Source organism: Aquabacterium sp. UBA2148 (genome assembly GCF_002328915.1).
GTDB lineage: Bacteria > Pseudomonadota > Gammaproteobacteria > Burkholderiales > Burkholderiaceae_C > Aquabacterium > Aquabacterium parvum.
Window position 1 is genome coordinate 1 of the sequence record NZ_DCXA01000220.1, and the last position, 5,331, is coordinate 5,331.

Here is a 5,331-nt window from a genome sequence, read left to right on the forward strand (position 1 = left end):
GGCCGCTGAACGGCTTGTGGCGACCAACCCGGACGGCAGCTACATGGGCAAGCCGCCCTTCATGTTGCTGGCCATCCCGGTCATGACGATCGAGCTCAACGCCGACGGCAGCGTGCGCCAGATCAGCGTCATGCGACACCCCAGCCAGGCCAAGGACACGGTGCAGTTGGCGACCCAGGCCATCCACCGTGCAGCCCCCTATGGCGACGTCTCGAAGCTGCCCAAACCCTGGAAGTTCAACGAGACCTTCCTGTTCAAGGAAGACCGCAAGTTCAAGCCGATGACGCTGGACCGGGCAGGGAGCTGATCGGATCACGGCACAATGGCCGCATATGTTCCTGAACCTCCCCACCTTGCTGACCTGGGCGCGCATCGTCGCCATCCCGCTGATCGTTGGCCTGTTCTACATGCCCTGGCCGCCAAACGAGGTCAACCTCGCCGCCAGCGTGCTGTTCATCGTGGTGGCCCTGACCGACTGGCTTGATGGCTGGCTGGCCCGGCGTCTGAACCAGACGTCCGCTTTCGGCGCCTTCCTCGACCCGGTGGCAGACAAGTTCCTGGTTTGCGCCTCGCTGCTGGTGCTTCTGGAACTGCATCGGGTCGAAACCCTGGTGGCGCTGATCATCATCGGCCGGGAGATCGCGATCTCGGCCTTGCGCGAGTGGATGGCCTCGATCGGTGCCTCGCGCAGCGTGGCCGTGCACATGCTGGGCAAGCTCAAGACCGCTTCCCAGATGGCCGCCATCGTGCTGCTGCTGTTCGACGGCGAGGTGCTGCCTGGCGTGCACACCCGTTTCCTGGGCACCTGGCTGATCTACATCGCCTGCGCACTGACCATCTGGTCGATGGTTTATTACCTGCAAAAGGCGCTGCCCGCCATCCGCGACAAAGTGAAGTGATAGGCGCAGGGGCTCTGGCGCGCTGTCAAGCGAACAAGTCCCCGTCCGATCCCCCTGTCGCGGTCCGGTTTCCGGCTCCTAGAATGGCCGACAGCAAGGTGCGTTGGACGTCAGGGGACCGCAAGTGAACAAGGCAGAGCTCATCGAACACATCGCCACGCAGGCGGACATCTCCAAAGCGGCAGCCGGCCGGGCCGTTGACGCATTCATCGGTGGGGTGTGCGGCACTTTGCAGCGCGGAGACTCCGTGACCCTGGCGGGCTTTGGCACCTTTGCTGTGAGCACCCGGGCCGCCCGGGAGGGGCGCAACCCCCGCACGGGCGCGGTCATCCAGATACGCAAGTCGCGCACGCCTAAATTCCGTCCCGGCAAGGCTTTGCGCGACGCGCTGTCCTGAGGCCTGGGCTCTGCATGACTTATGATGGCGCCCGTTGTCGGGTGCTTAGCTCAGTTGGTAGAGCGGCGCCCTTACAAGGCGTAGGTCGGGGGTTCGAGCCCCTCAGCACCCACCACCCCGACAGCTGACATGCAAGCACGCCCAGGTGGCGTGCTTTTTTGTTGCCCTGGCGCGGCCGTCCAGGGCGCGTGGCTCACCAGCGGTTGCGGGCGGCGCGGGGCGACAGGCGCTCGGGGCCGTCGTCGCAATGGCATTCGTCGCGAGAGCGGGCGTCGCGCAGGTTGACGGCAGGTTTGCCGGCGGTGGCTTGCAGCGGCCGTGCCGCCAACAGCGCGGGCGACGGCAGGTTGCGGCTGGTTTCGCCCACGCGGGGCTGGGGGGTGGATTTGGGCATCTCGGTCCTTGACGGGGCATTCCTTGGTGCCCCTTCACTTTGCTTAACGCGGCATGGGGGGCTTCGGATGACAGCCGCCAAGCAAATCGACCGGGTTTTCCTGCAACGGGGCTCCCAAGGGGGGCGGAGATTCGTGGTTAGAATGGCCGCGCACCCTGTCCAAACCCGCCGATGAGCACCTTGCAATTCATGCAAGTTGTTGATTTCGAAAGGTTTTTGGGCGGCGTGTCACATCAAGGCGAACCTGGGTTCGCCTTTGTTCCATTGGCCTCGGCCGTCCCGCGCAGCCCTTGTGGCTGACGCCTTGCCCGGTTCCGTCATGTTCGATTTCGTCCGCAAGAACACCCGCATCCTCCAGCTCATCCTGGTGATCCTCATCCTGCCGTCCTTCGTGGTCTTCGGCATCCAGGGCTATTCGCGCTTCGGGGACGAGGCCGACATCGTTGCCAAGGTGGGCAAGCAATCGATCACGCAGGCCGAGTGGGACAACGCTCACCGCAACTTCGTGGACCGCGTGCGCGAGCAGCAGCCAGGTGTCGACCCCAAGCTGTTTGACACCCCCGAGTTCCGCAAGCAGTCGCTCGAAGCCCTGGTGCGCCAGTACGTGCTGGCCGCTGCGGCTGCCGACCAGCACCTGGGCGTGACCGATGCCCGCCTGCTGCGCAGTTTCACCACCGATCCGCGCTTCGCCGCCCTGTTCAACCCGGACGGCACGTTCAACAAGCAGCTGCTGGAAGCCCAGGGCCTGACCATGCAGCGCCTCGAAGGCATGGTTCGCCAGGAGCTGGTGCTGGGCCAGGTGCTGGGCAGCGTGCAGGCCACCGGCCAGACCTCGCTGACCGCCAACCGCCACGCCGTGGACGCCTTGTTCCAGGTGCGCGAAGTGCAGTGGATGAAGCTCGACCCCAAGGCCTACGCCGCCCAGCTCAACCCGACGGATGCCCAATTGCAGGCCTTCTACAAGGACCCTGCCAACGCCGCCTGGCTGGCTTCGCCCGAGCGCGCCGACGTCGAGTACCTGGTGCTCGACCTGGATGCCCTCAAGCAGCGCGTGAGCGTCAGCGAAGAAGAACTGCGCCGCAGCTACCAGGAGAACCTGGCCCGCTACAGCACGCCCGAAGAGCGCCGTGCCAGCCACATCCTGATCAAGACCGAATCCGGTGCCTCGGGCGACCAGAAGAAGGCTGCCCGCACCAAGGCCGAGGGCCTGCTGGCACAGCTCAAGCAGAACCCTTCCTTGTTTGCCGAGTTGGCACGCAAGAACTCCGATGACCCGGGCTCGGCCGTGGCCGGTGGCGACCTCGACTTCTTTGGCCGCGGTGCCATGGTCAAGGCCTTTGACGAGACGGCGTTCAAGCTCAAGAAGGGCGAGGTCAGCGGCATCGTCGAAACCGAGTTCGGCTACCACATCATCTTGCTGACCGACGTGCGCGGCGGCCAGGCGCAGCCCTTTGAGGCCGTGCGCGCCCAGATCGAAGACGAAGCCCGCAAGCAACTGGCCCAGCGCCAGTACGCCGAGGCCGCCGAGCGCTTCACCAACGGTGTCTACGAGCAGGCGGACAGCCTCAAGCCGGTGGCCGACGAGCTCAAGCTCAGCGTGCAGACCGCGCGCGACGTGCTGCGCGAGCCGGGCACCAAGGACCAGGGCGTGCTGGGCAACCGTCGCCTGCTCGATGCCCTGTTCGATGCTGAAAACCGCGCCAAGGCCCGCAACACCGAGGCCGTTGAAGTGGGCACGAACAAGCTGGTGTCGGCGCGCGTGGTCAAGCACCACGCGGCGGCGAACCGGGCCTTTGACGAGGTCAAGGCCGAGCTGCGCGACCGTTGGGTGGCGCAAGAGGCCCGCAAGGCCGCCAAGGCCGATGCCGAGCGCAAGATGGCCGAGTGGAAGCAGTCCCCCGAGAAGTCGGGCCTGCCCGCGCCGGTTGAGATGTCGCGTCGCACCGTGTTCAACCAGCCGCCGATGGTGCTGGAGGCCGCCCTGCGCGTGCCCGCCAACCAGCTGCCTGGCTGGTCGGTGGTGGACATGGGCGCCGAGGGCGTGGCCCTGATCAAGGTCAACAAGGTGCTGCCGCTGTCGATTTCCGAGCAGGAAATCAAGGAAACGCAGAACCAGTTTGGTGGCTACTGGGGCCGCGCCGAGGCCGATGCTTACTACCGCGCGCTCAAGCGCCAGCACAAGGTCGAGTTCCTGCACGAAGGCAAGAAGGTGATGGACAAGGCGCCTGAACAACAAAAAGCGGCAAGCGCTTCGTGACAGCCTTGAAAAGCAGGCTATAATTTATGTCTTCGCTGCGGTGGCTGTAGCTCAGTTGGTAGAGTCCCAGATTGTGATTCTGGTTGTCGTGGGTTCGAGTCCCATCAGCCACCCCACCAGACATCGAACGCAAACGCCTGATTTCGAAAGAAGTCAGGCGTTTTTGTTTTCGGACTTGACGTCTCGCGCCTCAACCTGGTGCTTCAAACGCTGATACCCGAGGGGTTCTTCGACCGTTTGACAGGTGGCGCGCATGACGCAAGTGACTTCAAAAGCCGGCAGTTCCATCGGGCAGCGCATGGCCATGGTGCTGGGGCTGGTGCTTGCGCTCACGTTTGTTGGTGCGGGCATCGGCTATGTGTCGCTCAACCGCATCGCGGCCGACACCGAGGTCATGTTGCAGCGTTCGCTGGTGGCAGAGCGGGTGGCTTCCGACTGGTATCGCAACATCACCAACGGGGTCAACCGCACGAGCGCCATCGCGGTCAGCACCGACTCGTCGCTGGCGCAGTTCTTCGCAGCGTCGGCTGCCGAGTCCACCAAGCAGTCGACCGAGTACCAAAAGCAGCTGGAAGGTTTGCTGCAGGGTGACGAGGCGCGCAAGCTGTTTGATAACCTGTCGGAGGCCCGAAAGCGTTACCTGAGCACGCGCGATGCGGTCTCGTCGGCCAAGAAGGCCGGTGAGGTCGATCGGGCCAAGGGCATCTTCGAGCAGGAGTTTCAGCCTGCGGCCGTCGCTTTCCAGGACGCCATGAAGGCGGTGATGCAGCACGAGCGCACCCAGCTAGACGAAGCAGCCCTGCGTGTGGAGGCCGACAACCGGCACGCCCGCTGGGCCTTGCTGGCTTTTGCGCTGTCGGCGCTGCTGGCGGGGGTCGGGCTGTCGGTCTGGCTGGCGCGCTCGATCACGCAGCCGCTGCGTCAGGCGGTCGACGTGGCCGAGGCCATTGCGCGATTCGATTTGAGCAGCCGCATCGAGGTGCACAGCCAAGACGAAACAGGGCGCCTGCTCCATTCACTGGCGAGCATGCAGGGCGCTTTGCAGAACCTGGTGCGCAGCGTGCGCCTGTCGACCGACAGCATCAGCGTGGCCAGCGCGGAAATCGCCACGGGCAACATGGACCTGTCTTCACGCACCGAGCAGACGGCGTCGAGCCTGCAAGAGGCCGCCGCGTCGATGATGCAGCTCACCGGCACCGTCAGGCAGACGGCCGATTCGGCCGCCACGGCCAACCAGCTGGCCAGCTCTGCGGCCGAGGTGGCGCAACGCGGCGGCTCGGTGGTGTCACAGGTGGTCTCGACGATGGAGGAGATCAGCGGCAGCTCCCGTCGCATTGGCGACATCATCGGCACGATCGATGGCATCGCGTTCCAGACCAACATC

General features: G+C 64.8%; 5 protein-coding genes, 2 tRNA genes and 1 pseudogene. 7 read left to right on the plus strand and 1 reads right to left on the minus strand.

Annotated features, from left to right (window positions below):
* From B2W70_RS12405 to B2W70_RS12420, 4 genes and pseudogenes are all read left to right on the plus strand, one after another.
* Positions 1-307 (plus strand): annotated as a pseudogene (locus B2W70_RS12405) (hypothetical protein); the annotation flags it as partial.
* A 25-nt stretch (positions 308-332) separates the two neighbouring features.
* Positions 333-899, plus strand: a complete 567-nt coding sequence (gene pgsA, locus B2W70_RS12410) for a CDP-diacylglycerol--glycerol-3-phosphate 3-phosphatidyltransferase (protein WP_286746102.1) — start codon at positions 333-335, stop codon at positions 897-899.
* Positions 900-1,023: 124 nt separating this feature from the next.
* On the plus strand, positions 1,024-1,296 hold the full coding sequence (locus B2W70_RS12415; RefSeq protein WP_058087762.1) for an HU family DNA-binding protein: 273 nt from the start codon (positions 1,024-1,026) through the stop codon (positions 1,294-1,296).
* 39 nt (positions 1,297-1,335) lie between these two features.
* Positions 1,336-1,411 (plus strand) — tRNA-Val (locus B2W70_RS12420).
* A gap of 78 nt (positions 1,412-1,489) precedes the next feature.
* On the opposite strand, the gene B2W70_RS12425 is transcribed toward B2W70_RS12420, so the two are convergent.
* Positions 1,490-1,690 carry a hypothetical protein gene (locus tag B2W70_RS12425; protein WP_058087763.1) on the minus strand — a complete coding sequence of 67 codons (201 nt, stop codon included), beginning with the start codon at positions 1,688-1,690 and terminating at the stop codon, positions 1,490-1,492.
* 319 nt (positions 1,691-2,009) lie between these two features.
* Here B2W70_RS12425 and B2W70_RS12430 point away from each other — a divergent pair, with 319 nt between their 5' ends.
* The 3 genes from B2W70_RS12430 to B2W70_RS12440 all read left to right on the plus strand — a co-directional run.
* Entirely contained in the window at positions 2,010-3,947 is a 1,938-nt protein-coding gene (locus B2W70_RS12430) for a SurA N-terminal domain-containing protein (protein ID WP_286746103.1), read from the plus strand.
* A gap of 40 nt (positions 3,948-3,987) precedes the next feature.
* Positions 3,988-4,063: transfer RNA gene (locus B2W70_RS12435), tRNA-His, on the plus strand.
* 137 nt (positions 4,064-4,200) lie between these two features.
* On the plus strand, positions 4,201-5,331 hold a 1,131-nt coding region (locus B2W70_RS12440; RefSeq protein ID WP_286746104.1), incomplete at its 3' end, for an MCP four helix bundle domain-containing protein.

Coding starts and splice junctions, on each gene's coding strand:
- pgsA (WP_286746102.1), top strand. CDS start 333: ATGTTCCTGAACCTCCCCACCTTGCTGACCTGGGCGCGCATCGTCGCC.
- B2W70_RS12425 (WP_058087763.1), bottom strand. CDS start 1,690: ATGCCCAAATCCACCCCCCAGCCCCGCGTGGGCGAAACCAGCCGCAAC.
- B2W70_RS12430 (WP_286746103.1), top strand. CDS start 2,010: ATGTTCGATTTCGTCCGCAAGAACACCCGCATCCTCCAGCTCATCCTG.